This window comes from Arenimonas caeni (genome assembly GCF_003024235.1).
Taxonomy (GTDB): domain Bacteria; phylum Pseudomonadota; class Gammaproteobacteria; order Xanthomonadales; family Xanthomonadaceae; genus Arenimonas; species Arenimonas caeni.
This window is the reverse complement of the sequence record NZ_KZ679088.1, coordinates 82,717-106,318: the sequence shown is the minus strand read 5'-3', so window position 1 is coordinate 106,318 and position 23,602 is coordinate 82,717. Positions and strand designations below refer to the sequence as shown.

Below are 23,602 nucleotides of genomic sequence, written 5' to 3'. Positions count from 1 at the left end.
GGCCCCAGCCAGCGCTGTACAACGAAGGGTACAAGTGGACAACACTTGTGAAGCGTCCTCCACGGGAGTGCGAACAGCAGGGCGGACGCAGCCTGACCTCAGACCCGTCGCTAGAAATTCGACCACTTCTTCTCAAGACTTTCTCTGAGGTCGCGATTGTCCCATATTGACTTGATCACGCAGCTCGCAACGCTGCTCTGGAACTCCACGTCATGGCCAGCCGCTTCGGCGGAGTAGACGTAGTTCAGGACGTAGTTAAGGGTCGCGTCATCCCGCAGCAAGAGGCCAGCAAAGTCGTCATCGACCCCTAGTTTGCGCGCGTTCGCCTGTGCTTCCTCCCGAAATGTTGCCAATTCCGGCGCGTAGTCAGCCCAACCCGGCCACGCTGCGTTGTGCTTCCGAGTAAGGGTTTCAGTAATGTAAAAGGCAAAGCGATCGCCGCCGGTGTCCTGCATCTTCTTGAAGAATGCCGCTGGGTCCGCGTCGCCGTCGTAGTTGGGTGCGCCGTCTCTGTCGCCGTGTCTCAACTCGCGAATTGACTCCAAGTACGGTTTATCCACTAGGTAGCTTCTGCCGAATGCGACAACGTGCATGTCCGGCGCGGACGGTATGGCTTTGGCCCGTATGCCTACACGACCATTCGCCGCCCCACTAAAATCGACTCGGTACGCCTCATTCAGTACAAGTGCGTCTATCCCGGCAAACTGGAAGCTAACGCGACCACCCCTCAGCCGCGCAAACGCCTCGATCTTGTAGAACGGAATGCCGAACAGGAGTCGGTAATCTTCTCCTGACCGAATGAACTTGACGATTGCAATCTCGATGTCGAGTTCGTCCTGGCTGATGCGTGCGCTAGCCCTTTTCGTGTCGGCGTGCAACAGCACGGACGGAGACGATCCAAAATCGGCGGTGTCGACTCGCCTTGTGACCTCCGGCAGATCCACCTTGGAAAAGCAACCGAGGGTGTTGTTGGTCATCAGTGCCTCGATGGCCCTGAAGGACACCGCGTGCACGTCACCCCAGCCGCCGTTGGCCGCCTCGCTACTGGCCGCCAGCGCCGGAGACCAATCACCAACGGCGCTCCCGATCTTCCATTTATTGACCCCGCGCTTGAATACGGCCTCCTCTGACGGATTGTTCGCGAGGTATTTCATGATGTGGCGCCCACATTGGTGCGCTTCCGCTTCCGTCAGCTCCTGACCTTCCCTGAGCGGGACGTCGAGCGACAAAACGAGATCGGCAAATTCCCCCGCGAAGACCGGCTCTAGTTTTGCGGTGGCGTTGTCCCGACGTGCGCGCTTGCCTTTGGCCCTCATCAGCGCCACGACCGCCCATGCGACGAGAGATAGCCCGAAGGTCGGCACCGCGAGGACCAACGCTACTACGAACAGGATTCCCACGTTTCCTCCGCTTCGGAAATTGACGCGCGCGCATCTATGCGGTTCGCAGCGCGCTGCCCGCCCGTCCAATGTAATGGGAATGCTCGCAGGCTGGTAGCGCGGCGTGCCATTGCTCCCGCGACGACCGCCAACGCGAATGTGCTCAACATCGCAAGGGTCGCCAGATCGCGGAACGACTTCATCTGGAGCCTAACTACCGCACATGCGGACGACGGTCCGGTTATGCATCCGAGCGGAGTCCCAGCAGGTTGGCCGCAACCCGATGATTCTACGAAAGAATTGGCTGTGCTTGTCCGTTAAACAATCTGGTGCAGACCCGGACAGCAGCGGACCGCCATTTGGGCCAAGGCTGTTGTCTTGGGATTTCTCCGAGAACGGATGCCCGCTTTGGGTCGGATTGCGCCTATTCAGATAGCCGGGGCGACCCTGAGAGGCCCGTGAGGATATCTCATGAACGCCATACCTCAGGTCCGACCCGCACCTTGGAACAAGGGAAAGCTAGTCGGACAGAAAGCACCCCTAAAACTCCGGGAAATCTGGGCAATCCGCGTCCGTCTACAGCTAGGCAGAAGGACGCGAGACCTGGCGCTTTTCAATTTGGCAATCGACTCCAAGCTTAGGGCTTGCGACCTAGTGAAGCTTCGGGTCGCTGACGTGGTAAGCGGAGGAGAAGTCAGTTCGCGAGCGGTTGTGGTCCAGCAGAAGACGGGGCGTCCGGTTCAGTTTGAGATCACGCAGCTGACCCGGGAATCATTGTCCGCGTGGATAGCAGCCGCCGCCCTCCGCCCCTGTGACTACCTGTTCCCGACAAGGTTGCGTGCCCCGCGCCACCTCTCGACGCGTCAGTACGCTCGAATCGTCCACAACTGGGTCAACTCCATCGGACTCGAAGGCGGATCGTACGGGACGCATACGATGCGACGGACCAAGCCTTCGCTCATCTACAGGAGGACGCGCAATCTACGAGCGGTTCAGCTTCTCCTGGGCCATACCAAGCTCGAGAGCACCGTTCGATACCTCGGCATCGAGGTTGAGGACGCACTGGAGATTGCCGAGCAGACTGAGGTGTAGGAAGTAGCCCGCGGCCGGATCGCTCCCATTGTCGTGATCCGGCCAGAAGCGGACGTTCTACTGGCTGGCGAGCCCATGATTGGACTTTTGCACCCTCGCCATGAGATCCGCATTGCCTCCTTCAGCCGCTCCCTGTGGTGACTAGTCTCAAAACTTGGGAAAAGATGCGTCAACAGATGCGCAGCAGCGGCGATGCTCGAAAACGATTGGAGAGTTTGTTCGATTGCTTCTCGCTTCGCTGCGGCTCACCTGCCGGGACAATGGGCGAGCGCTAGAGCGGAGCAACAGGTCGCCTTCGGTTGTTGGCCGACAGCCAAGGCCTGAAGTTGCAGGTGAAGTACTTCTATGATCGCGTCAACGTAGTGATGGTAGGTCGATTCCGCAACTCAATTTTCAAGTTCGAGAGTTGGTGATTGCGACGAAACTCCAAGTAACGCTCACATCCTTGAGGCTATTTGTGCACATTCGGCGCCGGCGGCTCGCTTCCGTAGGCGGTGAAAATTTCATATGAGAAATGTCGGAAGAACTTCAAATATCGCGCCACCATGCCGATGCCCATGACAAGCGCAACCAAACTCCACCAGTAGTGATCGTCAGGGCCTCTAAACCAACGGTAATTCGTGTAAAGGATCGCCGCATCAATCAAACACACAAGCGCAATGTTGCGGCAGAATCCATACAGGTTGAGAAAGTTGTCTATTCGTGCAAGCACCACTGGGTTGTTTCGAGCATTGTGGAAGGCGAGCTGGAACATGGCCTGGCCGGCATCGCTGACGCCTGCAGCTTTGGCGCGCGCTAGTGCATTTTGCGCAATTTCGTCAGGTAGTGCCTTGAAGTAGCCGGGCAGAAGCGCGCGGATCCACCGCGGAGCCCTCGGATGTCCGAAAAGCGCGGCACGCGGGGGGCCCAGGACCTTTTCGACCAATCCGCGCTCGAGCAGTAGCGAAGAGAGATGCGCAACGATGTGCCCGACGGCATACGCGGCCGAGACGGCCACGATGATCTGGACGAATGACCAGTTCACCTTCGCGAGAATGTCCGTCGGACCGACAACGTCGACGATGAACAACAGTAGGAATCCGGACGATAAATACGCCCAGAAGTCGTAAGTTGTGAAAGGAATCTTGTCCACGATAATCCTGCCTAGTGCCGCTGCCTGAGAGACTAACTCTCCTGTGAGTTCGGGTAGTCGGCCGGCGTCATCAGACCCCAGCCATCGCGATTGGGTGCTGCGCCGCCATACGACCGGATGGACCTGCTCTCCGTTTCAAAGACCGCACCACCGCGGTGAATGAAGGCGCGCTTTACCGAGTTGCGCGGATGGTTTGGATCAGCTTTAGCCGAGCTGACGATGGCCGAGAATGTTTCACCACCTGCAGCCGGCTTGGACCGGAGGCGCGGGCCCAGCCACCGGTCGAGAATCTCTGTGGACACGTTTCGCCGTGAACCATGATGCGGAATCTGGATCTTGTCCAAGCCGGGGAGCACCAGTCCAACCATCGGGGCGTAGTCTGCGGCCTCGGTGAGTGCTGCACGACCTGCATCACCCGTCAGCAGGATCCTGTGATTCGAGAGCCGCGCAAACTGGACGACACTCATCTCATTCTCGGCGCTAGTCTCCTCGATCGAGAACATCTCATCGCCCCACAGCGCGGCGACGATTTGAGCCGCCTTCTTCATCGCCGCCCGCGCTAGCATCCGCATGCGGTCGGCTGGCGTCGCCGCGGCCTCTTCTACGCTTTCCGGTGTGTTCTCGGAAGCCACGATTAGATCGAGATAGCGCGCGCGCGAGGGCGCCATGACGGTAAAGGCACCGATGGTGGCTCCTTGGAATGGGTCAAGGATCAGGATGCCCTTTCGATTCGCGATTTCCTCGAGTTCGACGAGCTTCGAGTAGATGCCCTTTAGTCGTGCGCGGAGCCGATCAACAGACGTATACGTCGCAAACCGTGGCAGCAACTCCGCCGCATACTCCCACGGCCTAAGCATCCACAAGATGCCGACGTCCATTTCTTCCAATACCGTCGCCAACCCGCCGGTGTGGTCCCGATCGCAGTGAGTTACCACGACGTGGTCGACGTACGTGGTGCCGTAATGCTTCTTTATGTGGCTACAGATCGCCGGGCCGGTCACTTGGTAGCCGCCGTCCACCACATGCACCAGGGTTTCTCCGCCAACTTCATAACGAACGGTAATGGCGTCGCCACTGGAGTCCGTCTCGACGTCCAGAAAATCGATCTCGTAGTAGTCTGCCATCTGCGTTTGTCCCTCCTGTTGGGCCTTCGCGGCTACTATATGCAGCTGCGATCTCAATTTGTGCGACTGATCGTGTGGGCTTACTTTTGGAAGCCCCCTGCCTTCGCAATGGCAGTTTCACATGAGCAGAAGTTCCTTGGCCGACGCGAGCAAACGGAGAAAGTGGACGATGTCCGCTTTGGGTCTATTCCGTTGAAAAACTCGCCATCTGGCTGGCGGCTGGGTCCGGCGGTTTGGCCGGATCAGTGATTCTTTCGCCAGGGGAGATGGAAAAATGGGCGCGCAAGCGCCCATAGCTCTCAATGGGCCATTGCCATTGCCCCTTCGGGGCGTTTCGGCATCAACCACGCTGCCATTCTTCGTAAATTCTGCGCGGTAGCGGCCAAGAGGAACTCATCTCGGGCGCCCTTCAGGCCGCGTAGTCGCAACCTGTCCAACTTCAATATGCGTTTCAGGTGCGCGAACAGCATCTCGACCTTCTTCCGGTGTCGCCGTGATTGTTCGTATCGTTTCGTCTTCGCCAGCTGGCGCGCCACGTCTCGCGCGGCCTCGTTCACCTGGCGGGCGATCTTCCGGTGCGTTGTGTTTGGGCAGCACTTCGACTTCAGTTCGCAGCCGGCACAGTCGTGAAAGTTGCTGCGATAGATAAGCGTGTTGTCGGCGGTTGGTTTGCCGCTGGATCGCAGCGGCTTGCCTCGCGGGCAGCGATACTCGGCCGCGTCGGCGTCCCAAGTGAAGTCCGATCGTCCCAGCGTCCCATCCTTGCGCTGAGCTTTGTCCCAGACCGGCACGTGGGGCTCGATGTCTTTCTCATCCACCATCCAGCCCAGCATTTCCGAGGTGCCGTAGGCCGTGTCGCCGATCAGCCGGGTCGGCTTGAGATTGAATCGCTGCTCGACCCGATCGACCATTGTCCGCGTGGCTTCGACCTCGTCGGTTCGATAGGCGGGCGTCGCCTCCACATCAACGATGACGCCGGCTTTGACGTCGATCAGGTAGTTGGTCGAGTAAGCATAGAAGGCGGGACCGCCCGGCGCCGCGGTCCACTGCGCCGCCGGGTCGGTCAGCGACACGTTCTTGGGCGGAGTGCGCGGCGCCTCCGCGTCGTCCAGCGCCTCCAGATACTCGCGGACCGGGCGCGTGAGCGGTGACTCGCGGTCCCAGGCCACGTCGGCGCCGGGCACGCCCTTCTGCCGATTGGCGTCGGCCTTGATCACGCTGGCGTCGATCGCGAAGCCCTCGCCGCCGACCAGGCCCTCGGCCAGGCAGCGTTCGAGCACCTTCTCAAACACGAAGCGCAGGGTGTCGTTGTCGCGGAAGCGGCCGTGGCGGTTCTTGGAGAACGTCGAGTGGTCCGGCACGGCATCTTCAAGGCCCAACCGGCAGAACCACCGGTACGCCAAGTTCAAGTGCACCTCTTCGCACAGTCGACGCTCCGAGCGGACGCCGAAGCAGTAGCCCACGATCAGCATCCGGATCAGCAGGGCTGGATCGACGGAGGGTCGCCCGGTATGGCTGTAGTGCGGGGCCAGGTGCTGGTGCAGCTCACCCAAGTCCAGGAACTGGTCTATACCGCGGAGAAGGTGGTTTGCCGGGACGTGGTCTTCGAGGTTGAAGGCGTAGAACAGGGGCGCTTGCCCGGCTTCCTGACGTCCCATCATCGCTGCGATTTCCGCTGGATCGATGGGAAGTCAGTGGACCAGCTTCAGGAGGCCGATTCAACCGAGTTTTTCAACGGAATAGGTCGAAAGTGGACTTGCTCTCGAAAGACGTTCGGGCAGATTGGCAAGACCAAGGCGCTGCCAACTCCATCTCTACGTCGGTGTGACGTCAAGCTTTGCTTCGGCGCATAGATTCCGCAGCACCTGCACCCGCTCACCTGCGGGCATCGCGTGCCGATCAAGCTCGGGGCCCAGCCCACGCGCCGCCTCGATCGCCTGCTCCAACAGCTCCTCGGCTTCTTGTGGCTTGAGGCCGAAGTCGCCTGCCCCGGACAGCACGTTCTCTCTGGTCCGAGCCCTTCCCTGGCGACCCGCGCCGATGGCGAGGCTGTCGCCTCCTTGGGCCACCAGATCGAAAGCGGGGGCCAGGCGCCAGGCACCGTCGAACAGGAAGCCGTGGTTCTGAAGGTGATCGTCGGTGTTTCCGATCGCGTAGTTGAAGGCCAGTCGACGGAACAGCTCTGGGCCCGCGCCCTCCACGTCGATCCGCCGGGCTGCCGCGGCCAAGGCGGCGTAGGTGGCCCGACCCGCCGGCGCCACGGCGTCCTGCTCGGTCGCGCGGTAGACGTTCAGGAGGCTCCGGGCGCTCAGATAGTGCACAGGCTCGCGATCCTGACGATCGAACCTGTCCACGAGCAAGACGCTCCTGCCGTGGACAGTGACGAGGGTGGCATTGATGGCGTCGATGCCCGACCGACGCGCCAGCGCCAGACAGGCGGCTTCGACCTTGGGCACGTCGACCGTGTCGTGCTGCGGCTGCTGGAACTTGGCAATGACCTCGCGGCCGTCGATGCTCATCGCGGCCTTTGGGCGGGCACCACCCAAGGCGCCACTCTGCACGCAAAGGATTTCGTACAGCGGCGGCGGCGGGAACCCGCCTTCGGCCAAGGTCCGCGAGGCTTCCTCGAGCTGCTCCAGCGTCACCTGGGCGTAGGGCGTCCGCACCGGAGCAAGGGCGTCGCGGGATAGGGAGGCGCGGAGTGCGCCGCTGCCACTGCCGGCGGTGGCCAGCACCCATTCGGCTTCGTCCCGCGGGGGGCGCTGGGCCAGTCTTTCTATCAGCCGGCGCCCCCAGCGATCGGGCCCTGCATCCGAAAGCACGCCCGAAATGCCTTTGTTTTCTTCGATGACGCGCTCCGAGTCCTCGAGCGGCAGGTTTAGAGGGTCCAGCGGGTAGGCGCCGGCTGTCTCCAGCCAGGTCGGGGCATACCGGAAGGAGCCGACATCCCGCGTCCAGTCGAGCCGGGCCGCGACCTGCCACTGCCCACCCAGAGGAGCCCACAGGTAGAGCCGCATCAAAAGTCCTCCCGTCTCGACCGCTCGCCCATGGCTTTGCGCCGCAGGGCATCGCCCGTGGGATCGGCGCGAACCGTCTTCACCAGATCCGCAAGCAGGGAGGGCGATAGAGCGGTCAGGACCTCGAGGAATCGACCGACGGCCAAGGTCGGGTCTCCTCGCTCAAGGCGCTTGAGCGTGGCCACGCTGATGCCGGCACGCGAGGCCAGATCCGCATGGCGCAGCTTCCGGGCAAGACGGGCGTCGCGGATAGCGCGGCCCATGCTCGTCAGGGCCTCGGCGGTCTCTGGGGACATGGGTAGCGGGCGGGCAGTAGGGCTCATATATGAGCGTTTATACGCCTTTTGAGTTCACATTCAAGCCAATACCGACAGTCAGCACGGGGCCCCGCCTTCTGGGGCGTGAGGACCTGCCGCCTGAGCGTAGTCCCGGGGATGGGGCTGGGGGACTGCGTCTGGCCGGTGACTACTGCCCGCCCCCAATCTGTGGACCCAGCCCGGTTTAAGTGGCGTCCGCCGTCATGAGGATGGTGTTCGTCCCGGCCTCTTCACCGAAGCCGCCCACTCGAGCGCGGCTGGATCTCTGCATAAGGCTAATCCGTCTCTCTCAGGACAAGTGCATCGGGATCCAGCCGGCGCTGCTTCACGTGACCATCGTGTCTCCCTAAAGAGTGGAGTTGGCTCATTGGTATCTACGTGCGCCCAAGAATGACCACCCCTGCGCACTGAAAATTAACCAGGGAATGGACCGGGGGAATCCAGCCCCGGGTTTGGTCACAGTTTAGCCTCGGCCGCCAAGTCCCTTGGCTGGATCGGCGCCCCTCTTCGCCTTTTGAACCCGGACCTGCTCCCGGGCCCGGATCTTGGTTTTTGCCCTGCGGCTGCTGTACCGGAACCAGCATCAGTCGATCCCGGCCTCGACGATTTGTCAGTGGTGGGTCAGCCGGTCAAGCGGCGTCGCGGTCATCCTGGCGGGGAATAAGACTTGAGATCCACGGACAACTCCAAATCAGATCCCCCTCCCGGCCGCCGCGAGGCAGGACACCTTCTCCTTTGATCAGGTCCTGCTGAAAGTCGGCCTACCATGTCGGAATGCAGCAGGTCGTTGATTCTGAGGAAGTTTCGGCCTTCTCCGAAACACCATAGTCCGTACGTGGGCAAGAAATGACCAGAAACACCAAAGTCCGTATTTCCGGTACGGACTTTGGTGTTCTGCCCAGCAGGCCCGGTCAAGGGGCCGTTGGCCGAATTGTGAAACCAGTCACGTTTTGAATGCTAAGCTTCAGAAAGACTGGGTAACCCCCCGCCACCAAATGACTTTCATGTCTCCGCTGCTGCCCGTTCCGCTGCCCCTGGCACCCTTGGCCTGGCTCACCGGCCTGCGCCGGGTGCCTGACAACAGCGTGGTCACGGTGCACCGCTTCGGGCGCTTCGTTCGGGCCCTGGGGCCGGGCTGGCGCTGGACCCTGCCGGGCCTGGACCAGCTGGGCCAGCCGGTCTGCCTGATCGGCCATCACCTTGAAATTCCTGGCGAATCCGGCACCCAAGCCGAGCTCTACTACCAGATCCTCGACCCGGCCCAGGCCGGCGAGGCGCTCGACCGCGTCGACGCCCTGGTGACCGACCAGGCCCGCGACGCCCTGGCCAGCCTGCCGGCAGCCAACGACGATGCCCCGACCCTGGCCGAAACCCTGAAGGCCGAACTCAACCGGCGCTTGGGGCGGATGGGGTTGCGGGTGATCCGCTGCGCGCTGCATCCCGCCTGACATCCGACCCCGCCATAATGGCGGCATGAACCCGCTCCAACACCTCGCGCCCGAACTCGAAGCCGGGCTGGCCGCGCTCGGCCTGCCGACGCAGCCGCTGGCTGGCCAGCTGCTCGACTACCTGGCCCTGCTCGACCGCTGGAACAAGACCTACAACCTCACCGCTATCCGCGACCCGCGCGAGATGCTGCACAAGCACCTGCTCGACTCGCTGTCGATGTGGCGGGCCGTGCGCCCCGGCCGCCTGGCCGACCTGGGCACCGGCCCCGGCCTGCCCGGCATCCCGCTGGCGCTGGCCGTGCCCGGGCTCGAGGTGACCCTGGTGGAGAGCAACGGCAAGAAGTGCCGCTTCATGCGCGAAGTGGTGCGCAAGCTCGGCCTGGCCAACGCGCGGGTCCTCGAATCGCGCGCCGAGGCCGTGGACGAGCCCGGCGCCTACGACCAGCTCACCGCCCGCGCCATGGACACCCTGGCCGGCATCCTCGAGGTCGGCGGCCACCTGCTGGCCCCGGGCGGCCGCCTGCTGGCGATGAAGGGCCTGCGTCCCGACGCCGAGATCGCCGCGCTGCCGCCGGGATGGGCGGTCGAATCCGTGCAGCCCCTCTCGGTCCCGGGCCTGGAAGGCGAACGCCACCTGGTCACGATCACCCGCGACCCGGCTCAGGCGGCATAATCCCCCGTTCGGGGTCGGGGAAGGAGCATCCATGGGTCGCATCATCGCCATTGCCAACCAGAAAGGCGGGGTCGGCAAGACCACCACCGCCGTGAACCTGGCCGCCGCGCTGGCCGCCACGCCGCGCCGGGTGCTGCTGGTCGACCTCGACCCGCAGGGCAATGCCACCATGGCTTCCGGCGTGGACAAGCGCGAACTGGGCAATTCCGCCTGCGAAGTGCTGCTGGGCGAATGCCCGGCCAGCGCCGCGGTGGTGAAGTCGCCGGAGGGCTTCGACCTGCTGCCGGGCAACATCGACCTCACCGCCGCCGAAATCCGCCTGATGGACGAGGCCGGCCGCGAGCAGCGCCTGAAGGCCGCGCTGGCGCCGCTGCGCGAGAACTACGACTACCTGATCATCGACTGCCCGCCCTCGCTCTCGCTGCTCACGCTCAATGCGCTGGCCGCGGCCGACGGCGTGATCGTGCCGATGCAGTGCGAGTACTTCGCGCTCGAGGGCCTGAGCTCGCTGGTCGACACCATCAACGCGCTCAAGGCCAAGCTCAACCCGGCGCTGGAGATCGAAGGCATCGTGCGCACCATGTTCGACGTGCGCAACAACCTGGCCAACGCGGTGTCGGGCGAACTCACCCGCCACTTCGGCGAAAAGGTGTTCCGCTCGATCATCCCGCGCAACGTGCGCCTGGCCGAGGCGCCCAGCCACGGCCAGTCGATCGTCGGCTACGACCGCGCCTCGCGCGGTGGCATCGCCTACCTGGGCCTGGCCGGCGAGATCGTGCGGCGCGAAAAGAAGATGCACAAGGAGATGGCATGAGCAGCAAGAAGCGCGGCCTCGGCCGCGGCCTCGACGCCCTGCTGGGCACCGGCAACAAGGGCGCCGCGCCCGCGGACGAGGCGACCGCCGGCGAAGGCCTGCGCACCCTGCCGCTGCTGCAGCTCCAGCCCGGCAAGTACCAGCCCCGCAGCGCGATGGATCCGGCCAAGCTCACCGAGCTGGCCGAGTCCATCAAGGCCCAGGGCCTGATCCAGCCGATCGTCGTGCGCGCCATCGGCAACGGCAAGGACGGCCAGCCGCGCTACGAGATCATCGCCGGCGAACGCCGCTGGCGCGCCGCCACCCAGGCCGGCCTGACCGACGTGCCGGTGGTGCTGCGCGAGGTCGACGACCGCGCCTCGATCGCCATGGCGCTGATCGAGAACATCCAGCGCGAGGACCTCAACCCGCTGGAAGAGGCGCTGGCCCTGAGCCGCCTGATCGACGAGTTCTCGCTCACCCACCAGCAGGCCGCCGAGGCCGTGGGCCGCTCGCGCGCCTCGGTGTCGAACCTGCTGCGCCTGCTCGAGCTGCCCGAGGGCATCCGCAGGCTGCTCGAGGAACGCCAGCTGGAAATGGGCCACGCCCGCGCCCTGCTCACCCTGGCGCCGCAGGCGGCGCTGGCCCTGGCCCGCGAGGCCGTGGCCGAGGGCTGGAGCGTGCGCGAGGTCGAGCGCCGCGCCCAGCTGATGGCCAAGGGCCAGATCCCCGGCAAAAAGCCCACCAAGGCCCCGGCGAAGAAGACCGACGCCGACATCGCCGCCCTCGAGCGCGAGCTGTCGGAGAAGCTCGGCGCCAAGGTGGCCGTGCAGCATGGCCGCGGCGGTCGCGGCAAGCTGGTGATCAACTACCACGGCCTCGAGGCGCTGGACGGCATCCTCGAACGCCTGCGCGGCTGATCGCCGATAGCGATCCGTTAACGGGGCCCCTGCCAGAATTCGTTCCTGCCCAACCTCCCCGAGGCCCCCGTGAGCCAACCGCAGCTGTCGGTCGTCATTCCCGCCTTCAACGAGGAGGGCAATGTACTGGCCCTGCTGGGGGAGGTCGTCGCCGCACTGCGCGGCGTGGTGCCCTTCGAGGTGATCTTCGTCGACGACTGCAGCCGCGACGGCACCCTGGCCCTGCTGCAGGGCGCCCGCGCCGGCACGCCGGAGTTGCGGGTGCTGGCGCACCACCAGCAGAGCGGCCAGAGCACGGCCATCCGCAACGGCGTGAAGGCTGCCCGGGCGCCCTGGGTGGCCACGCTCGACGGCGACGGCCAGAACGACCCGGCCGACCTGCCGAAACTGCTGGCCGCCCGCGACGCCGGCCAGGCCGACGTGAAGCTCTACGCCGGCTGGCGCGTCAACCGCCAGGACACCGGCAGCAAGAAGTGGGCCTCGAAGTGGGCCAACGCCATCCGCTCGCGCCTGCTGCGCGACGCCACGCCCGACACCGGCTGCGGCACCAAGCTGTTCGAGCGCGCCGCCTTCCTCGACCTGCCCTATTTCGACCACATGCACCGCTACCTGCCGGCGCTGATGCAGCGCGCCGGCTGGAAGACCGTCTCGGTGCCGGTGAACCACCGGCCGCGCGGCGCGGGCAGCTCCAAGTACACCAACTTCGGCCGCGCCCTGGTCGGCATCCGCGACCTGATGGGCGTGGCCTGGCTGATCACGCGCAGCAAGCGCACCGACATCCGCGAACTGGAGTGAGCGATGGACCAGGAGATCCTCTGGCTGGACTGGACCGGCCTGCACATCACGCCCTGGAAGATGATCGGCTACACCGGCGCCCTGATGTTCGGCGGCCGCTGGCTGGTGCAGTTCGTCGCCAGCCGCCGGGCCGGCAGGCCGGTCATCCCCCGGCTGTTCTGGTACATGAGCCTGCTGGGCTCGTTCATGACCCTGAGCTACTTCCTGTTCTCGTCCAAGCAGGACTCGGTGGGCGTGCTCCAGAACCTCTTCCCCACCTTCACCGCCGCCTACAGCCTCTGGCTCGACATCCGCCACCACGGCTGGCACCACGACCGCCCCGGGCACTAGCCCCCCCTGTGGATAAGTCTTGCCTGCGGGGCCGGGCGCGGGCATAATGCGCGGCTCGCTCCGCATCTGCCCCCACGGCCCTGGCCCCGGTAGTGCGATCCCGGCCCCTGGCGGAGCGTTCGCTGTATCCCGCATCGCATGCGCCTGCAGGCCATCCGGCCCGCCGCGCGGGGCCGCCGCCGCCCGGGCTATGGGCGGCCAGTCCTACCCAGGAGCCACACCATGAGCCGAGTTTGCCAAGTTACCGGCAAGGGCGTGCAGAGCGGCAACAACGTCTCGCATGCCAACAACAAGACCCGCCGCCGTTTCCTTCCCAACCTGCACGAGCGCCGCTTCTGGGTTGCCTCGGAGAACCGTTGGGTGAAGCTGCGTGTTTCCATGCACGCCCTGCGCACCATCGACAAGAACGGCATCGACGCCGTCCTGGCCGAAATGCGCGCCCGCGGCGAGAAGATCTGAGGAGGACTGAACCATGGCATCCAAGCGCGACAAGATCCGCCTGACTTCGTCGGCCGGCACCGGTCACTTCTACACGACCGACAAGAACAAGAAGACCACCCCGAACAAGATGGAGATCAAGAAGTACGATCCCGTCGTTCGCAAGCACGTGATCTACAAGGAAGGCAAGATCAAGTAATCCGCCCTGCGGACTACCTGTAGTAGCGGCTTCAGCCGCGAAGCTTTCCGAAGAAAACCCGCCCAAGTGGCGGGTTTTCTTTTTCCCACGTCAGAAGTTCGCGCGCAGGCCGACGAAGAACGTGCGGCCGGGCGCCGGCTCGAAGTAGCGGCCGTTGGCCTCGTTGACGATGACCGAGCCGATGGTCTCGCGGTCCAGCAGGTTGTCCACGCGCGCCCAGGCGGTGAGGCGCGGGCCGAAGCGGTGTTCGACGCCCAGGCCCAGCAGGCCGTGGCCCGGCGCGCGGGCGGTGTTGAGGTCATCAGCGTAGAAGCCGCTGGTGGCGCGCGCCTCGAGCAGCAGCGTGGTGTCCAGGCTCGCGTCCCAGCGCAGCTCGGCCCAGGCGAAGCGCGCCGCCACGCCGGGCAGCACGTTGCCGGCCACGATGCGGCGCTCGCCCGGCCCGCAGGCCGGCGTCGTGCACACGTCGCGCAACTGCCGGGCATCGAGCCAGGTGCCGCTCGCCGCCAGGCTCCAGTCCGGCGCCAGCCGCGCCTCGAACGAGAACTCCGCGCCGCGCCGGCGCGTGAGGCCGGCATTGCCGAACACGCTGCGGCCGCCCTGGCTCGACAGCACCACCATCTCGTCCTCGGTGCGCGCCTGGAACAGCGCCAGGTCCCAGCGCAGCGACTCGCTGGCGCCGCGCGCGCCGAGCTCGAGGTGGCGGCTGCGCGCGGGGCGCAGCGCGTCGTTGAGGCCGCTGCCGCCGTCGTTGCGGTAGGCCAGCTCGGCGAAGGTAGGCGTCTCGAAACCGGTGCCGGCGTTGGCGTAAACGCTCCAGCCTTCGCCGCCCTCGAACAGCAGGCCCAGCACCGGCGTGGTGCGCGAATAGCGCAGCGCGCCGCTGTCATCCGGGTTGCCCGGGCGAACGTAGCGGTCACTCGAGCGGAAGCGCACCTGGCTGTGGCGCAGGCCGGCACTCAAACGCCAGCGTTCGGAAAGCGCTGCGTCAAGCTGCAGGTAGGCATCGTCGCCGGTGACGCGGTTGTCCTCGTCGCGGCGCAGCGCGCCCACCACGCCCGGCTGCGTGCCGATGTAGTTCTCGAAGCCCAGCCGCGCTTCCTCGGCGCGCTCGTGCAGCGCGCCGGCGGTGACGGTGAGCGCGTCGGAAGGCTGCCACTGCCAGCGCAGGTCCGCGCCGCCGAAATCGCGGTCGAGGTCGATCACACCGCCGCCCGACGTGGCGCTGGCCTGCGCCACCACCGGCACCGACAGCATCTGGAAGGTCCGGCGACGCCCGGCCCAGGCCACCAGCGCCAGTTCGTGCGCGTCGGCCAGCGGCTGCCGCCAGCGTGCGCCCAGCTGCTGCTGCGAAACGGTCTTGCGGGTGTCGAACTGCAGCGCGCCGGCGCTGGCCGCACGGCGGTTGCCCGCCAGCCGGGCGGCGTCCAGGCCCTGCGGGTCGTCGGCCGCCAGGTCCAGGTGGTTGGCCAGCAAGCGCAGTTCGCCGTCGCCGGGAAGTTCTGCGCGCCAGGCCAGCTGCGCGGCGTCGCGGCGCCAGGCCGAGTGCTCGCGGTAGCCGTCGGCCGCCGAGCGCTGCCAGTCCACGCGCAGGCGCTGGCGATCGTCGTCGTCCAGGCTGCCGGCCCAGCTCGCATCGAGGCGCCACAGGCCATCGGCACCCCCCAGGACCCCGGCTTCGAGCACCGGATCGCCCGCGGGCATCGCGGTGGTCACCGACACCACGCCCCCGGCGGCGTTGCCATGCAGCGCGGAGAACGGCCCGCGCAGCACCTCGATGCGCTCGGCCGCGGTGAGCGCGAAGTGCGACACCTGGCCCTGGCCGTCGGGCATGGTGGCCGGGATGCCGTCGCTGTACAGGCGCAGGCCGCGCACGCCGAAACTGGCGCGGGCACCGAAGCCGCGGATGGACAGCTGTAGGTCCTGGGCCTGGTTCTGGCGATCGCGCACCACCACGCCGGGCACGCGCGGCAGGCTTTCGGCGAGCGAGAGCGCCGGCCGCGCCAGGCGCAGGGCGTCCCCGTCCACCACGTCCACGGCGGCGGGCACTTCGCTTCGCGGGCGCTCCTGCGCCGTGGCGGTGACGACCAGCGGGTCGAGCACCGTCGGCGGCTCGGCCGCGGCCACGAAGGCGGGGGCGAGCACGAAGGCCAGCAGGGAGAGGGCAGGTCGATCCACCCCGGGATGGTAAGCCGCAGCGCGTCGGCTGCGCGTCAGCAAGTCCGCGTGCTTGCGCCGCCGGGGCGACTCAGCTGCCGGGCGGCAGGCGCAGGCGCGCACAGAAGCCGCCCTTGCCGGAATCGAGTTCGAGCGTGCCGCCGTAGCCCTCGGCGATGTCGCGCACGATCGCCAGGCCCAGGCCCGAGCCGGGCTGGCGCTGGTCGAGGCGCACGCCGCGCTCGGTGACGTCCGCCGGCGTGCCCGGCGGCAGGCCCGGGCCGTCGTCGCGGACGGCCAGCACCAGCTGGTCGCCCTCGCGGGCGACGGCCAGCTCGACCCGCGAATGCGCGAACTTGCCGGCGTTGTCGAGCAGGTTGCCGAGCATCTCCTCCAGGTCCTCGCGGCCGCCGGCGAACACCAGGTCCTCGCCGCCCGGGGCCTGCACGAAATCCAGGCCACGGCTGCCGTGCACGCGCGCCATCAGCGCCAGCAGGGCGTGCGCGACCGGCGCCACCGGCGTGCGCGCGCGCTGGTCGGCGGTGATGCTTCGGCCCAGGTGGCGGTCCACCGACTGGCGCATGCGCACCACCTGCTCGCGCAGCACCTCGGCGGTGCGCGCGCCGGGCCGCTCGGCCTCCAGCGAGAGCACCGTCAGCGGTGTCTTGAGCGCATGCGCCAGGTCCTGGGCGGCGGTGCGCGCGCGCTGCACCGAACGCTCGTGGTGCTCGAGCAGTTCGTTGAGGTGGCGCGCCAGCGGCTCGACCTCGCTGGGCAGGCCCTGTTCGGGGAAACGGGCCGCCTCGCCGCGGCGCACGCGTCCGGCGGTGTCGGCGAGGCGGTTGAGCGGGCGCAGGGCGAAGCCCACCTGCAGCGCCAGCAGCCCCAGCAGGCACACGGCCACCAGCGCCACCGCGCCGCCGGCCAGCAGGCGGAAGTCGGCGGCCTCGGCCTCCAGCGGCGCGCGGTCGGCCGCCACCATGAAGACCACCGTCGCATCCAGCCCCGGGTAATCGACCGCCTGCATGAGCACGCGCAGGGTGGCGTCGCGCGGGCCCGGCAGTTCGACGATCCGCGGCGGCCCGGCCCGGTCCGGCATCACCGGCTCGAAGCCCGCATCCCAGAGCGAGCGCGACTGGAACTGCCGGTCGCCGGCGACGACGCGCCAGTAGTGGCCCGAATAGGGCTGCGAATAGTGATGGTCCTCGGGCTCGGCCTCGAGCACGAAACGGCCGCGCGCATCCACCTCGCCCATCGCGATCAGGGTGCGCAGTTCGTCGGCCAACCCGCGGTCGAAGGTGCGTTCCGAGGCATCACGGAAGGCCTGGCCCAGCCACAGCGCCACGGCCAGCGCCGCCACCGCCACGCCGGCCACGCCGGTGGCCAGCAGGCGCAGGCGCAGCGAGCGGCGGAAGTTCACGGCAGCGCCACCAGCCGGAAGCCCTTGCCGCGCTCGGTGACGATGCGATCGGCGCCGATCTTGCGGCGGATGCGGCCGATCAGTACGTCGAGCACGTTCGAATCTGGGTCGTAGCCCTGCTCGTACACGTGCTCGCCCAGTTCGGTGCGGCTGACCACCGCTTCGCCGCGGTGCACGAGGTAGGCCAGGATGCGGTGTTCCTGCGCGGTCAGCGACAGCGGCTGCCCGTGCAGCAGGAAGCGGCCGGCATTGTCGTCGAGCACGAGCGCGCCACGGGCGATGCGCGGATGCGCGTGGCCACCGGCGCGACGCACCAGCGCGCGCAGGCGCAGCACCAGCTCGTCGACCGGGAAGGGTTTGACCAGGTAGTCGTCGGCGCCGGCGTCGAAGCCGGCCAGCTTGTCGTGCCAGCGCCCGCGCGCAGTCAGCACCAGCACCGGCAGGCGGCGGCCGGCGGCGCGCCAGGCGTCGAGCACCGACAGCCCGTCCATGCCCGGCAGGCCCAGGTCGAGCACTGCGGCGTCGTAGTCCTCGGTCTGGCCGCGGAACTCGGCATCGGCGCCGTCGACGGCGTGGTCGACGGCGAAGCCGGCATCGGTCAGGGCCGACGCCAGCTGGCGCGCGAGCTCGGCGTCATCCTCGGCCAGCAGCACGCGCATCAGTCGTCTACCTCGGCCTCCAGCAACTCGCCGGTCCGGGCGTCGTAATCGATCTCCATGATCACGCCGTCGGCGCCGAGGATCTCCACCTCGTATTCACTGCCTTCGAGTTCCACTTCGAGCACGGTGCCCGGATAGCGCGCCAGCGCGTCGGCAAGGATCCCCGACAGCGGAACCATCTCGCCGCGGGCGACCGCGGCGCGCACGCGCTCGTGGTCGCGTTCGGGCAGGGCCGCATAGGGGTCGTCCTGCCCCGTGGCCGGCACGGGGGGCTGGTCGGTCGCCGGCGAAGTGCAGGCCGCGGCCAGGCCGGCGAGGGCAAGCAGGAGCAGCAGGGGCGGCAAGACGCGCATGGGCACGAGGATGCCCAAAACCATTAACCCGAGTGTGAACGGAGCGATCACCGTGCTGTTAGGCCGGCTGCGGAAACTGGCGCCACCCCACAACCAAGGAGTAACGCCATGAATACCCCCCGCATCCTGCTGCTCGCGATCGCTGCCTTCGCCGCCCCGGCCCTGGCCCAGTCCACCACCCCCGCGCCGGCCGCCGGCGAGGCCCTGGCCACCCTGCGTGACGCCGGCTACGCCGAAGTGCGCGAGATCGACTTCGACGACGGCCTCTGGGAAGCCGAGGTGCGCCGCGCCAACGGCCGCTGGGGCGAGGTCGCCCTGGACCCGGCCACCGGCGAGGTGTTCGACCCGATGGCCGACCGGCCGATGCTGCCCCTGGCCGACGTGCTGGCCTCGATCGAGGCCGCGGGCTACCAGAGCGTGCACGACGTCGACCGCGACGGCGCGCTCTGGGACGCCGACGCACTCGACGCCCAGGGCCAGCCGGTGGAGCTGCGCATCAGCGCTTTCGACGGCCGCATCGTCGCCGTGCACCCGGACCTGGAAGACTGAGCATGCGCGAGACGCGCCATGGCGTGGCCTGCGCCACGGCACTGCTGGCCGCCGTCCTGGCGGCCTGCAGTTCCGCGCCATTGCCCGCCCCGCCGGAGGGCGTGAACTGGGTCGAGGACGCCGGGCTGAGCGAGATGAGCGGCCTGGTGGCCTCGGCGCGCGATCCCGGCGTGCTCTGGTCGATCAACGACAGCGGCAGCCTGCCGCGCCTGTACCGCCTGGACGAACAGGGCCGGGCGCTGGGTCGCGTGTGGGTGAATGCCTGGTGGCGTGACACGGAATCCCTGGCGATCTGGCGCGAGGGCGACACGCACTGGCTGCTGGTGGGCGACGTGGGCGACAACCGCGGCGTGCGCGACGAGGTGGTGGTGCACGCGCTGGCCGAACCGGCGCGTGGCGACACCCGCGCGCAGGTCGCCTGGACGCTGCGCTTTCGCTATCCGGACGGACCGCGCGACGCCGAGGGCATCGCCGTCGACGTCGCCAATGGCGACCTGCTCGTGCTGAGCAAGCGCGACAAGCCCGCGCGCCTTTACCGGGTGCCGCTGTCGGCGCGCGACGCGGAAGAAACCGTCGTGGCCGAATACTTGGGTTCGCCGGCCGCCGGCGCGATCGAAGGCGATGCCACCGGGCTCGACCTCGACGCCTCGGGCCGGCAGTTGATGGTGCTCAGCTACGGTGGCCTCTACCTGTGGCTTCGCACGCCGGGCGAACCCTGGGCCAGCGTGCTCGCGCGCCCACCGCAGGTCGTGCCGATGCCAAGGCTCCGCAAGGCCGAGGCCCTGGCGCTGTCGGCCACGCCCGGCCGCGCGCTGGTGGGCGCCGAACGCCTGCCGACGCCGCTGTGGTCCTCGCGCTACGCGCCCGGGGACGCCGCGGCCGGCAAGCCCTGAAACCGCACCGGCACCTGCGCCAGCCGGCGCAGGATGCCGCGCTCGATCCGGCTCTCCCACGAATCGAAGCCGATCGATTCGATCGGCCGCCACAGCGCCACCCAGGCCAGGATCAGCAGCCCCTCCGACAGCACTTCACCGAAGGGCACCGGCGTCATCGCCAGCCAGTGCCGCAGCGTGAGTACGCCGCCCAGCGTCGTCAGGCCCGCGAGCAAGGCGATCCGTCCCACCCGGCGGCGCCGGCGGTGGCGCTGCTCGGCCTGCCTGGACACCAGTTCGAAGTGGGCATGGATCGCATCGGCGATGTCGGCAAGCCGCGCCTGCAAGGCCGGCGTGCCGTGCAGCACGACTTCCAGCGGTTCGAAATGCCCGTGCTCGCCGGCGCTCTCGAGCAGGTAGGTCTCGACACGACGGTCGAGCGCCTTGTCGGGAAAGGGCGCCGGGTCGAAGCTGTCGTAAAGCTGTTCCAGCGACTGCAGCCGCAGGTGGATGCTGGCCATGGCTCAGGCCCCGTTGGTGGCGTCGCGCACGCGCTGCAGGCGTTCGCGGGCCAGCGCCCGCAGCGCGCGGCGCAGGTCCGGCGGGAACGGCGAATGCGAGCCGCAGTGGCGCAGCAGCAGCACGTCGTCCTGGGCCTCGCCCAGCGCGGCCGCTTCGTCGAGCGGCACGCCGCCGGCCGGCCGCAGCGACGGCGACAGGCCCAGCAACAGGTGGTCCTGCTGGCGCAGGCGCCGCAGCCGGCGGCGCAGCACGTGCCAGCGTTCGTCGTGCCCGGGCTGGCGCGCCACCCGCTTGCGCGCCCTCGCCAGCCTTCGCTCGCTGCGCGCCACGGCGCGGGCAACATGCTTGTCGCGCACCTCGCCCCAGGGCAGGCGCGCCAGGCGCCCGGCGAACTGCCCGATGCGCGCCCGCCGGCGCGCGAATTCCGGATCCCGGGCCAAGGCCCGCGCGAGCAGTCCCTCGCGGCGCGCCTCGGCCAGCCCGATGGCCTGCGGCAACTGCGCCTGCAGGGCCGGCGGCGCCGTGGGGCCCAGCCGCCCGAGCGCCTCGACCAGGGCCTGGCCGTCGCGCAGCGGCGACAGCCCCCGGCACAGGCGCCCCAGCTCCTCGTCCAGGCGCCGGCCTGGCCCGCCCAGCCCGCGCCGGGCCAAGGCCAGCGTGGCGCGTACGCGCCGCAGCGACTTGCGGGCCTGGTGGACACCGGAATGGCGCGCGTCTCCCTCGCGCGCCAACTGCCGCACCGCGTTGGCCAGTTCGGCCAGCGCGAAGTCGCGCAAGGCCTCGCCCGTCGCCGGCTTGGCGGCGGGCGGGGCAGGCTCCGGTGGCGAGGCCTCCGGTGGCGGTGCTGGCGAGGCCTTGGGCATGGGCGGGCGCTCCCTCCCTTGGAAGGAGTCCAGACTAGACCCGCCCGCCGGGACCTCCCTTGATATGCATCAACCCCCGTCCAGGCGCCAGGCTGGCGAACGGCGCCGGCGGCCGCACTTCGCCCCTCAGGACGTCGCCGTGGCAGGCGCCTCCAGCGAGCGCTGCATGTTCTTCAGGCAGCGGTACATGGCCCGGCGCATGAACAGGTGCAGCACCACCAGCGCCACCGGCGCCAGCCAGCGCCTGGCCAGGGTGAATTCGCAGTCCCAGCGCACGCGGGAGCCGAACTCGTGGCCGGCGAAGGTCCACATCGCCTCGCCCTTCCCGACCAGCCAGGCCATCGGCGGCCGGAAGCCCGTGAGCGTGTAGCCGTGGCGCACCGGCGGGTCGTGTTCGGTGACGCGCTCGGTGAGCACGCTGCCGTCGACCATGTGCACGCGGCGCTGGCTGCCCCTGGCGAGTTCGGAATGCAGGCGGATGCCGCTGATGCCATGCACCGGACCGAAGCCGGTGAAAAAGGCCGGGAACTTGTCCGGGTTGGTCGCCAGTTCGAAGGCGACGTCGGGAGTGCAGGGCAGGCTGCGTTCGGCGGAGACAGTCAGGCGCATGGCCTGATTTTGACCGCTGGTGCCGGGGGTGTCCACGGAGCGCGGTTCATCCCGCCCGGTCTTTCGTCGCAAGCCGCCCCGGGGCCGGGGCTGGCGCGATAGCCTGCGATCCTCGCCCTTTCCGGAGCCGCGCATGAAACCCCGCCCGAATCTCCTTCGCGCCGCGCTGCTGGGCCTGGCCCTGGCCGCCGCCCCGATCGCCGCGCAGCCGGTGCCGGCGCAATTCGTGCACGACCAGGTCTGGCTGACGCCGCGCGTGGACGGTCGCGAACTGCGCCTGTTCACCGACACCGGCGGTGGTTTCAATGCGATCTCGCAGGAAGTGGCCGAGGCCCTGGGCCTGGCCATCCAAACGGTGGAGGCCGATGGCCAGGCGATGCAGATCGCGCCCTTCCCGCGTTTCGACGACGGCTTCGGACTGCCGCCGGCGCCGCGCCATTTCATGGACGGCCGCGTGGCCGTGGTGCCGCCGTCCGCCTTCCATGTGCGGGCCGACGGTTTCCTGGGCGGGCGTTGGTTCGCCGATGGCATCTGGGACTTCGACTATCCCGCCGGTGCGCTGCAGCGCCTGGAGGCCTTCGAGCCCACGCCCGGCATGCACGGCGTCGACCTGGGCTTCCAGGTACGCGGCGACGGCCAGCGCAGCATGCACTTCCCGTCCATGCCGATGACCGTGGCCGGCGAGGAACTTCACGTGCTGCTCGACACCGGCGCCACGGCCACGCTGGGCGAGGATGCGGCCGCCGTGTTCGGGCTGCCGGCCGGCACGCCGGTGGGCACGTCCTTCATCGAGCGCGAGGTATTCGAACGCTGGGCCGCGGCGCACCCGGAATGGCGAGTGCTCGGGCGCGGCGACGCGCTGCGCGGCCAGTCCTTCCGAATGATCGAGGTGCCGGAGCTCGTCATCGGCGGCCTGGCGATCGGCCCGGTGTGGTTCACCGAACGCCCGCCCGGTGCCTTCCAGAAATACATGGCTTCGATGATGGACCGCCCGACCTGGGGCGCGCTGGGCGGCTCGGCCTTCCGCCACGTGCGGATGGTGGTGGACTACCCGGCCGCCCGCGCCTGGTTCAGCCCGGGCCCCAAACCAACGCGCTGAGCTGTCCGCGCGGCTGGCCAACGGCCCGCTGCGCTGGACGCTGGAGCTGACGCTCGCCGGGGACGGCGACCCGATCGAGGACCCGTCGCAGCCCTGGCCCGAAACGCGCCGGCGCGTGGCCGCCGGCACCTTCGTGCTCGAGCGCGCCTACGACCAGGCCAGCGGTGACTGCCGCGACATCAACTTCGACCCCACCGTGCTGCCCATGGGCATCGCGCCCTCGCGCGACCCGGTGCTGGCCGCGCGCGCCGCCGCCTACTCGGTGTCGTTCAACCGCCGCCAGCGCGAAGTCGCCGGCCAGGAGACGCCGTGATGGCCCAGGTCCAATTCACCCGCACCGCCCGCTGGCTGCACTGGTCGATGGCGGCGATGATCCTGGCGATGCTGTTCATCGGCGTGGCCATGGTCACCTCGCTCGAGCTGCGGCCGTGGCTCATCGACATCCACCGGCCGCTGGGCCTGCTGATCCTGCTGCTCGCGCTCATCCGCCTGCGCCACCGGCGCCGGAATCCGCCGCCGCCCCTGCCCGGCGACCTGCCGCGCCTGCAGGCGCGCATCGCCGGCGCCTCGCACGTGGCGCTGTATGCGCTGATGTTCGCCATGCCGCTGCTCGGCTGGGCGATGAGTTCGGCCGGCGGCTACCTGGTGCCACTGCCCTTCGGCTTCACGCTGCCGCCGCTGGCACCGCAGGATCCCGGGCTATACACGCTGCTGCGCAGCGCCCACGGCATCCTCGGCTACGCCTTCTTCACGCTGGTGCTCGCCCACGTCGCCGGCGCCCTGCACCACGCCTGGGTGCGCCGCGACGGCGTGTTCGAGGCGATGACGGGCAAGCGCTGAGG

General features: G+C 68.1%; 27 protein-coding genes. 14 read left to right on the top strand and 13 right to left on the bottom strand.

Annotated features, from left to right (window positions below; translation table 11 throughout):
• Window positions 1-110: 110 nt before the first annotated feature.
• Window positions 111-1,400 carry a hypothetical protein gene (locus C6N40_RS07140; protein ID WP_162782131.1) on the bottom strand — a complete coding sequence of 430 codons (1,290 nt, stop codon included), beginning with the start codon at window positions 1,398-1,400 and terminating at the stop codon, window positions 111-113.
• Window positions 1,401-1,850: 450 nt separating this feature from the next.
• Between C6N40_RS07140 and C6N40_RS07135 the strand changes: the two genes are divergently transcribed.
• A complete protein-coding gene (locus C6N40_RS07135) occupies window positions 1,851-2,471 on the top strand; it encodes a tyrosine-type recombinase/integrase (protein WP_106990327.1) in 621 nt (206 codons plus the stop codon).
• A 451-nt stretch (window positions 2,472-2,922) separates the two neighbouring features.
• On the opposite strand, the gene C6N40_RS14045 is transcribed toward C6N40_RS07135, so the two are convergent.
• The 5 genes from C6N40_RS14045 to C6N40_RS07115 all read right to left on the bottom strand — a co-directional run bounded on the left by C6N40_RS14045 (window position 2,923) and on the right by C6N40_RS07115 (window position 8,040).
• Window positions 2,923-3,540 (bottom strand): hypothetical protein, encoded by a 618-nt coding sequence (locus tag C6N40_RS14045; protein WP_162782130.1) that lies wholly within the window; start codon window positions 3,538-3,540, stop codon window positions 2,923-2,925.
• Window positions 3,541-3,635: 95 nt separating this feature from the next.
• Window positions 3,636-4,727 (bottom strand): ComEC/Rec2 family competence protein, encoded by a 1,092-nt coding sequence (locus tag C6N40_RS07130; protein ID WP_106990326.1) that lies wholly within the window; start codon window positions 4,725-4,727, stop codon window positions 3,636-3,638.
• 299 nt (window positions 4,728-5,026) lie between these two features.
• On the bottom strand, window positions 5,027-6,388 hold the full coding sequence (locus C6N40_RS07125) for a transposase (RefSeq protein WP_106990325.1): 1,362 nt from the start codon (window positions 6,386-6,388) through the stop codon (window positions 5,027-5,029).
• A 153-nt stretch (window positions 6,389-6,541) separates the two neighbouring features.
• Complete coding sequence (locus C6N40_RS07120) at window positions 6,542-7,744, bottom strand: type II toxin-antitoxin system HipA family toxin (RefSeq protein ID WP_106990324.1); 1,203 nt, start codon at window positions 7,742-7,744, stop codon at window positions 6,542-6,544.
• Window positions 7,744-8,040, bottom strand: a complete 297-nt coding sequence (locus C6N40_RS07115) for a helix-turn-helix domain-containing protein (RefSeq protein ID WP_162782129.1) — start codon at window positions 8,038-8,040, stop codon at window positions 7,744-7,746. The genes C6N40_RS07120 and C6N40_RS07115 overlap by 1 nt, the downstream gene beginning before the upstream one ends.
• A 1,025-nt stretch (window positions 8,041-9,065) precedes the next feature.
• Between C6N40_RS07115 and C6N40_RS07110 the strand changes: the two genes are divergently transcribed.
• The 8 genes from C6N40_RS07110 to rpmG all read left to right on the top strand — a co-directional run bounded on the left by C6N40_RS07110 (window position 9,066) and on the right by rpmG (window position 13,657).
• Window positions 9,066-9,509, top strand: coding sequence for an SPFH domain-containing protein (locus C6N40_RS07110; protein WP_162782128.1), 444 nt, complete (start codon window positions 9,066-9,068; stop codon window positions 9,507-9,509).
• A gap of 25 nt (window positions 9,510-9,534) precedes the next feature.
• Window positions 9,535-10,182 carry a 16S rRNA (guanine(527)-N(7))-methyltransferase RsmG gene (gene rsmG, locus C6N40_RS07105; RefSeq protein ID WP_106990321.1) on the top strand — a complete coding sequence of 216 codons (648 nt, stop codon included), beginning with the start codon at window positions 9,535-9,537 and terminating at the stop codon, window positions 10,180-10,182.
• A gap of 31 nt (window positions 10,183-10,213) precedes the next feature.
• A complete protein-coding gene (locus C6N40_RS07100) occupies window positions 10,214-10,996 on the top strand; it encodes a ParA family protein (protein ID WP_106990320.1) in 783 nt (260 codons plus the stop codon).
• The gene (locus tag C6N40_RS07095; RefSeq protein WP_106990319.1) at window positions 10,993-11,895 is read left to right on the top strand and encodes a ParB/RepB/Spo0J family partition protein; all 903 of its coding nucleotides are present in this window, start codon (window positions 10,993-10,995) and stop codon (window positions 11,893-11,895) included. Before C6N40_RS07100 ends, C6N40_RS07095 begins: the two co-directional genes overlap by 4 nt.
• Window positions 11,896-11,964: 69 nt before the next feature.
• Window positions 11,965-12,690: a glycosyltransferase family 2 protein gene (locus tag C6N40_RS07090; RefSeq protein WP_106990318.1), complete on the top strand. Its 726-nt coding sequence runs from the start codon at window positions 11,965-11,967 to the stop codon at window positions 12,688-12,690.
• 3 nt (window positions 12,691-12,693) lie between these two features.
• Complete coding sequence (locus tag C6N40_RS07085) at window positions 12,694-13,020, top strand: lipid-A-disaccharide synthase N-terminal domain-containing protein (protein ID WP_106990317.1); 327 nt, start codon at window positions 12,694-12,696, stop codon at window positions 13,018-13,020.
• Between the two features lie 222 nt (window positions 13,021-13,242).
• Window positions 13,243-13,479, top strand: coding sequence for a 50S ribosomal protein L28 (gene rpmB, locus C6N40_RS07080; protein ID WP_106990316.1), 237 nt, complete (start codon window positions 13,243-13,245; stop codon window positions 13,477-13,479).
• A 13-nt stretch (window positions 13,480-13,492) separates the two neighbouring features.
• Window positions 13,493-13,657, top strand: a complete 165-nt coding sequence (rpmG, locus tag C6N40_RS07075) for a 50S ribosomal protein L33 (RefSeq protein ID WP_043799877.1) — start codon at window positions 13,493-13,495, stop codon at window positions 13,655-13,657.
• 90 nt (window positions 13,658-13,747) lie between these two features.
• Here the strand turns inward: rpmG and C6N40_RS07070 are convergent, their stop codons facing one another.
• The 4 genes from C6N40_RS07070 to C6N40_RS07055 form a co-directional block, all read right to left on the bottom strand.
• On the bottom strand, window positions 13,748-15,835 hold the full coding sequence (locus C6N40_RS07070; RefSeq protein ID WP_106990315.1) for a TonB-dependent receptor family protein: 2,088 nt from the start codon (window positions 15,833-15,835) through the stop codon (window positions 13,748-13,750).
• A 70-nt stretch (window positions 15,836-15,905) separates the two neighbouring features.
• Complete coding sequence (locus tag C6N40_RS07065) at window positions 15,906-17,234, bottom strand: ATP-binding protein (RefSeq protein ID WP_106990314.1); 1,329 nt, start codon at window positions 17,232-17,234, stop codon at window positions 15,906-15,908.
• Window positions 17,231-17,893: a response regulator transcription factor gene (locus C6N40_RS07060; protein WP_106990313.1), complete on the bottom strand. Its 663-nt coding sequence runs from the start codon at window positions 17,891-17,893 to the stop codon at window positions 17,231-17,233. Before C6N40_RS07060 ends, C6N40_RS07065 begins: the two co-directional genes overlap by 4 nt.
• Entirely contained in the window at window positions 17,893-18,246 is a 354-nt protein-coding gene (locus tag C6N40_RS07055; RefSeq protein WP_106990375.1) for a PepSY domain-containing protein, read from the bottom strand. The genes C6N40_RS07060 and C6N40_RS07055 overlap by 1 nt, the downstream gene beginning before the upstream one ends.
• A gap of 108 nt (window positions 18,247-18,354) precedes the next feature.
• Here C6N40_RS07055 and C6N40_RS07050 point away from each other — a divergent pair, with 108 nt between their 5' ends.
• Together C6N40_RS07050 and C6N40_RS07045 are read left to right on the top strand one after the other, a co-directional pair.
• Entirely contained in the window at window positions 18,355-18,795 is a 441-nt protein-coding gene (locus C6N40_RS07050; protein ID WP_106990312.1) for a PepSY domain-containing protein, read from the top strand.
• Between the two features lie 2 nt (window positions 18,796-18,797).
• The gene (locus C6N40_RS07045; protein WP_106990311.1) at window positions 18,798-19,688 is read left to right on the top strand and encodes an SdiA-regulated domain-containing protein; all 891 of its coding nucleotides are present in this window, start codon (window positions 18,798-18,800) and stop codon (window positions 19,686-19,688) included.
• Here the strand turns inward: C6N40_RS07045 and C6N40_RS07040 are convergent.
• From C6N40_RS07040 to C6N40_RS14040, 3 genes are all read right to left on the bottom strand, one after another.
• The gene (locus tag C6N40_RS07040; RefSeq protein ID WP_106990310.1) at window positions 19,652-20,188 is read right to left on the bottom strand and encodes a hypothetical protein; all 537 of its coding nucleotides are present in this window, start codon (window positions 20,186-20,188) and stop codon (window positions 19,652-19,654) included. The two genes, C6N40_RS07045 and C6N40_RS07040, sit on opposite strands and share 37 nt — an antisense overlap.
• 3 nt (window positions 20,189-20,191) lie before the next feature.
• Window positions 20,192-21,052, bottom strand: coding sequence for a CHAD domain-containing protein (locus tag C6N40_RS07035; RefSeq protein WP_106990309.1), 861 nt, complete (start codon window positions 21,050-21,052; stop codon window positions 20,192-20,194).
• A 126-nt stretch (window positions 21,053-21,178) separates the two neighbouring features.
• A complete protein-coding gene (locus C6N40_RS14040; protein WP_162782127.1) occupies window positions 21,179-21,661 on the bottom strand; it encodes an SRPBCC family protein in 483 nt (160 codons plus the stop codon).
• A gap of 133 nt (window positions 21,662-21,794) precedes the next feature.
• Between C6N40_RS14040 and C6N40_RS14035 the strand changes: the two genes are divergently transcribed.
• The 3 genes from C6N40_RS14035 to C6N40_RS07015 all read left to right on the top strand — a co-directional run bounded on the left by C6N40_RS14035 (window position 21,795) and on the right by C6N40_RS07015 (window position 23,600).
• Entirely contained in the window at window positions 21,795-22,760 is a 966-nt protein-coding gene (locus C6N40_RS14035; RefSeq protein ID WP_162782126.1) for a pepsin/retropepsin-like aspartic protease family protein, read from the top strand.
• 115 nt (window positions 22,761-22,875) lie between these two features.
• Window positions 22,876-23,073 carry a catalase gene (locus tag C6N40_RS14030; protein ID WP_162782125.1) on the top strand — a complete coding sequence of 66 codons (198 nt, stop codon included), beginning with the start codon at window positions 22,876-22,878 and terminating at the stop codon, window positions 23,071-23,073.
• Window positions 23,073-23,600, top strand: coding sequence for a cytochrome b (locus tag C6N40_RS07015; protein WP_106990305.1), 528 nt, complete (start codon window positions 23,073-23,075; stop codon window positions 23,598-23,600). The genes C6N40_RS14030 and C6N40_RS07015 overlap by 1 nt, the downstream gene beginning before the upstream one ends.
• Window positions 23,601-23,602: the final 2 nt, after the last annotated feature.

Excerpts from the sequence above, each read along its gene's own strand:
- C6N40_RS07085 (WP_106990317.1), top strand. The coding sequence starts at position 12,694 with ATGGACCAGGAGATCCTCTGGCTGGACTGGACCGGCCTGCACATCACG.
- C6N40_RS07135 (WP_106990327.1), top strand. The coding sequence starts at position 1,851 with ATGAACGCCATACCTCAGGTCCGACCCGCACCTTGGAACAAGGGAAAG.
- C6N40_RS07110 (WP_162782128.1), top strand. The coding sequence starts at position 9,066 with ATGTCTCCGCTGCTGCCCGTTCCGCTGCCCCTGGCACCCTTGGCCTGG.
- C6N40_RS07115 (WP_162782129.1), bottom strand. The coding sequence starts at position 8,040 with ATGTCCCCAGAGACCGCCGAGGCCCTGACGAGCATGGGCCGCGCTATC.
- C6N40_RS07100 (WP_106990320.1), top strand. The coding sequence starts at position 10,214 with ATGGGTCGCATCATCGCCATTGCCAACCAGAAAGGCGGGGTCGGCAAG.
- rpmG (WP_043799877.1), top strand. The coding sequence starts at position 13,493 with ATGGCATCCAAGCGCGACAAGATCCGCCTGACTTCGTCGGCCGGCACC.
- C6N40_RS07045 (WP_106990311.1), top strand. The coding sequence starts at position 18,798 with ATGCGCGAGACGCGCCATGGCGTGGCCTGCGCCACGGCACTGCTGGCC.
- C6N40_RS07130 (WP_106990326.1), bottom strand. The coding sequence starts at position 4,727 with ATGGCAGACTACTACGAGATCGATTTTCTGGACGTCGAGACGGACTCC.
- C6N40_RS07060 (WP_106990313.1), bottom strand. The coding sequence starts at position 17,893 with ATGCGCGTGCTGCTGGCCGAGGATGACGCCGAGCTCGCGCGCCAGCTG.
- C6N40_RS07120 (WP_106990324.1), bottom strand. The coding sequence starts at position 7,744 with ATGCGGCTCTACCTGTGGGCTCCTCTGGGTGGGCAGTGGCAGGTCGCG.
- C6N40_RS07125 (WP_106990325.1), bottom strand. The coding sequence starts at position 6,388 with ATGATGGGACGTCAGGAAGCCGGGCAAGCGCCCCTGTTCTACGCCTTC.
- rsmG (WP_106990321.1), top strand. The coding sequence starts at position 9,535 with ATGAACCCGCTCCAACACCTCGCGCCCGAACTCGAAGCCGGGCTGGCC.
- C6N40_RS07040 (WP_106990310.1), bottom strand. The coding sequence starts at position 20,188 with ATGGCCAGCATCCACCTGCGGCTGCAGTCGCTGGAACAGCTTTACGAC.
- C6N40_RS07015 (WP_106990305.1), top strand. The coding sequence starts at position 23,073 with ATGGCCCAGGTCCAATTCACCCGCACCGCCCGCTGGCTGCACTGGTCG.
- C6N40_RS14040 (WP_162782127.1), bottom strand. The coding sequence starts at position 21,661 with ATGCGCCTGACTGTCTCCGCCGAACGCAGCCTGCCCTGCACTCCCGAC.
- rpmB (WP_106990316.1), top strand. The coding sequence starts at position 13,243 with ATGAGCCGAGTTTGCCAAGTTACCGGCAAGGGCGTGCAGAGCGGCAAC.
- C6N40_RS07055 (WP_106990375.1), bottom strand. The coding sequence starts at position 18,246 with ATGCGCGTCTTGCCGCCCCTGCTGCTCCTGCTTGCCCTCGCCGGCCTG.
- C6N40_RS07095 (WP_106990319.1), top strand. The coding sequence starts at position 10,993 with ATGAGCAGCAAGAAGCGCGGCCTCGGCCGCGGCCTCGACGCCCTGCTG.
- C6N40_RS07035 (WP_106990309.1), bottom strand. The coding sequence starts at position 21,052 with ATGCCCAAGGCCTCGCCAGCACCGCCACCGGAGGCCTCGCCACCGGAG.
- C6N40_RS14035 (WP_162782126.1), top strand. The coding sequence starts at position 21,795 with ATGAAACCCCGCCCGAATCTCCTTCGCGCCGCGCTGCTGGGCCTGGCC.
- C6N40_RS07050 (WP_106990312.1), top strand. The coding sequence starts at position 18,355 with ATGAATACCCCCCGCATCCTGCTGCTCGCGATCGCTGCCTTCGCCGCC.